The sequence below is a fragment of the Mycobacterium sp. genome, assembly GCF_032162105.1.
GTDB lineage: Bacteria > Actinomycetota > Actinomycetes > Mycobacteriales > Mycobacteriaceae > Mycobacterium.
Genome location: NZ_JAVRPS010000284.1, coordinates 1 through 3,781, shown reverse-complemented (window position 1 = coordinate 3,781; position 3,781 = coordinate 1). Strand labels below are relative to the sequence as shown.

Here is a 3,781-nt window from a genome sequence, read left to right as displayed (position 1 = left end):
CGTCTGGTATCCGACCCCAGGATCACCATCGCGCTGTCGACCGAAGTAACCGCGCTGGCCGGCACCGCGTCATTGGACCGCGTCACCCTCACCAACACCGCAACCGGCGACACGATCGAGCAGCCGTGTCAGGGCCTGTTCTGCTTCATCGGGGCCGAGCCAGCGACCACCTGGCTCACCGAGGTCGCCCTGGACACCGCCGGTTTCATCCCCACCGACGTCCAACTCGACCCGACCAGTCTCGGCGCGACCTGGACAGCGCTTGGCCGCAAACCTCTTCCGTTCGAGACCAACGTGCCAGGCGTTTTCGCCGCTGGCGACGTCCGCGTGGCGTCACTCAAGCGTGTGGCATCGGCCATCGGAGAAGGGGCCAGCGCAGTCCGCTTCGTCCACACCGCCATCGGGCTTCACCCGTGACAACCACGAGCACCGATGAAACCGTCATCGCAAAGGCAGTGATCCTGCGTCCGGCCATGACGCCCGACACTCGCGCACTCCGGCTATGACTGTTCTCCAGTACTCGGTTACTCGGTCCCGTGTTGCCCGCGGCCGACCACGTACGCCTGGACACGCGTGCGGCAGGGCCGTCTGGTAGCGGTCCGTCGACGAGCGCTTCGAAAGGAGCGGGGCGACAGATGTAGGGCTGCCCGGTGGCCACGAGCATCACCCGCGGTGAAGCGAGCAACCCGACACGATGCACAGACTTTGACCGACATCATCGTCGCGGCACACTGGGGCGGCATCGCCAACTGGACCGGCGACCGCACCTATGCCCTCGAGACGAACCTACACGCCCTGGGCAGTGCGTTGCCCGACTTGCTTACTGCCGGGACCGGCAATACCGCACGACGCTAACCGCGACGGCGCAACGGGTTTCGGTTCCCGACATCGGCGTCGGGTCCGCCAGCGCCGGCGTTACCCACACTTGATGGGGCGACGCCGGCGCCGGCTTCCTGGTCTGGGATAAACCGACCCAGTCAGCGGACTTCGAGCGGGATCTTGACGATCAGCGACGTCCCGTTTCCCGGGAGGCTGGAGATCTCAAGCGTGCCGCCGATCGCCTCGACGCGGTCGATGAGTCCGGTGAGTCCGGACCCGTTGCCGCTGTCGGCTCCTCCGAGTCCGTCGTCTCGAATCCAGAGATGCAGATTGGCCTCGTCGGCTTCGACGCGCACGTTGACTTCGGAGGCTTGGGCATGTTTTGCGACGTTGGTGAGCGCTTCGGAAACGACGTAGTACGCGGCCACCTCGGCACACTCCGGCAACTGTAGGTCGACACCGACCTCGAGGTCGACCGGGACCGCGGAGCGGCGAGCCAGCGTCTTGAGCGCAGCACCTAGTCCGCCTCTGGACACGATTGCGGGATGGATCCCGTGCGAGATCTCTCGGAGGTCCTCCGAAACGCCGGCCAAGCCCGTCGCGATGTGCGAGATCTGCTCCTTGAGCTCGCGCAGTTCTGGCGGTACCGACGTCTCTGCCGTACGGACCGCGAGTCCCAGGGAGACCAGCCGCTGTTGGGCGCCGTCATGCAGATCGCGTTCGAAGCGGCGCCGGGCGGAATCGGCGGCCGCCACGATGCGGGCCCGAGATGCGGTGAGCTGCGCGTGGCTCTCGGCGTTGGCGATCGCAGTCGCCACCAGGTCGGCGAAGTCCTCGACGCGCGCCTCGGTGTCAACGGGCAACGGCTCAGATCGCGACGAACCGACAACGGCTGCGCCCCACAGGCGCCCGCCGACCGCGATCGGCGCTCCGACTCCCGAGCGCAGGCCAAGCTCACGAATCCGCGCGGCGGCTGGGCCGTAAGCGTTGTCATGATCGTCGAGCCGGGCGGCGCGGCCGGTGTTGAGCACCATGGCTGCGACATTGTCACCCTCTACCGCAAAGCGCTCACCGACCAGCATCGTCGGCGACCCTCCCTCGTCGTGGGCGGCAACCACGATCGAGGTGCCGTCGGCCTGGAAGCGGATCAGAGTCGCGACACACACGCCCAGGCACCGCGCCAACTCCACCGCGACCGAGGAGAACACCTCGGACGCAGCGCTCCCCCGCGCGACCAGTGTCGCCACCCGTCGCAACGCGGCTTGCTGCTCGGCGAGCACGCGGGCCCGCGCGAAGGCGCGATCGGCCTCACGGCGACGTTGATCTGCCTCGTCGGCACGCGCCCTCGCTAGCCCGGCAACGGTGTTCGCCGACACCGCGACGACCAGGAAAACGATGATTGCGGCCCAGTTCTGAGCCTCGGAGGGAACGAAGTCGGCGGGCATTTGCCGGAAGTAGTCGAAGGCCACCCCGCTGGCCGCCGCCATCGTCACCGCCAGGCCCCATCCCCACCCGATCGAGACACCCAGTACGCCAAGCAGAAAAACTACGCCGAAGGCGCTCCCGGGAGCCGCCTGCTTGAACAGGTACACCAAACCCGACTCCACCACGATCACCGACACGGCGACGACGAGCCCGAGCGCTCGCGGCAGGGCAGTCGGGCGCAGCAGCAACGACACCACGGCGCGCATCGAGGTGGACGCCGCATGTGTCCAGGAAGGACCCCGCGCGGAGATCTCCCAGGGCATGGACAACCAGCCGGCATGCTCTGATGGCTGCTTCGCCGTCACGGTCATGACACAAGCTCACTCGCACGCACGGTGGACTCCCTCGACGCCGTCATAATCTGGAATCATTCCAGAAAAGTGTCGGCCGCGCACCTGCCTCCACTGGTGGCAAACGACCCGTCGGCGTCCGCAAACACGTGGTCGCCGTAGCCCTCGCGGTCGACGCGCCGGCTCGAAGGACCATCCGACCAACGCCGTGCCGCGGCGAACGTCACTGTGGCGATTGGTGCTGTGCCCGTCGGGACGCCGTTGCGGGCCACCGCGGTCGCGAGAGCGACGCCACTGCCGCACGTCCGAGAAATCCATCCCGCCAGCGCAGGCGCGGCCGATGCTCCCTCCGGCAAACACGGCACTCCCGCTTCAGACCGACCAGGAGACCTGGATGGGAAGCAGTTCTCCGCCCAAAGCCCGCCGGACACGTCACGCCCCAACCACCATGACCGCGCCCTTCCACTTCAGCTCCGCGGCCGGCTGATCCGGTCGTGCTCGATCCGGTGTTCTCGCCGACCGGCGGGTGACGGCCCGCCGCATGATCGGTGCCTTAGTGCCCCAGCGCTTGTCAGCAAAGCCGCCGGGCACCCGAGCGCGCGAGTCAATCCAGCTGGCACCCATATCCGTAGCGCGCTGACGCCCAGTCGGAGTTGGGGGTTAATGGTGACGACCCACGGTTTCGCGACCGCAACGATTGGGAGTCATGCACACAGCCACTTCCAAACCATCAACTCGCGCGGTCACCGACGCCGCCGCCGTCAAAGTGAGTGCGGGGACTCGAACCCCCGTGAAGTACGCCGTCGAGGCGATCGGGACGTTCTTTCTGGTGGTCACCATTGGCGCGGCAGTGGCCGGCCATAGCGCGCTGGCCCCGCTGGCCATCGGTGCGGTGCTGATGGTGATGATCTATGCCGGTGGGCATCTCTCGGGTGGGCATTACAACCCGGCGGTGACGTTGGCCGCGCTGATACGGCGCCGGATCGGTGTGCGTGATGCGGTCGGGTACTGGCTGAGCCAGATCGTTGCCGGGCTGATCGCGGCACTTCTGGTGCGCGCCGTCATCGATCCGATGCAAACCGCCGCGCCGGCGACACTGACTCTGACCGGCCCAACCCTGTTGGCGGCGTTCGTCGTTGAGCTGCTGTTCACCTTCGCGCTGTGCTATGTCGTACTGAACGTGGCGA

At 67.2% G+C, this 3,781-nt stretch carries 4 protein-coding genes; 3 read left to right on the top strand and 1 reads right to left on the bottom strand.

Features of this window, described 5'->3' with window-relative positions; translation table 11 throughout:
• Positions 1–417, top strand: a 417-nt coding sequence (locus tag QOC69_RS14695) for an NAD(P)/FAD-dependent oxidoreductase (RefSeq protein ID WP_526440711.1), incomplete at its 5' end; no start/stop codon positions are given.
• Positions 418–705: 288 nt separating this feature from the next.
• Entirely contained in the window at positions 706–855 is a 150-nt protein-coding gene (locus tag QOC69_RS14690) for a hypothetical protein (RefSeq protein ID WP_526440709.1), read from the top strand.
• 122 nt (positions 856–977) lie between these two features.
• Here the strand turns inward: QOC69_RS14690 and QOC69_RS14685 are convergent, their stop codons facing one another.
• A complete protein-coding gene (locus tag QOC69_RS14685) occupies positions 978–2,615 on the bottom strand; it encodes a GAF domain-containing sensor histidine kinase (RefSeq protein ID WP_526440706.1) in 1,638 nt (545 codons plus the stop codon).
• Between the two features lie 685 nt (positions 2,616–3,300).
• On the opposite strand from QOC69_RS14685, the gene QOC69_RS14680 reads away from it, so the two are divergent.
• On the top strand, positions 3,301–3,781 hold a 481-nt coding region (locus QOC69_RS14680), incomplete at its 3' end, for an aquaporin (RefSeq protein ID WP_526440704.1).

Coding starts and splice junctions, on each gene's coding strand:
- QOC69_RS14685 (WP_526440706.1), bottom strand. CDS start 2,615: ATGACCGTGACGGCGAAGCAGCCATCAGAGCATGCCGGCTGGTTGTCC.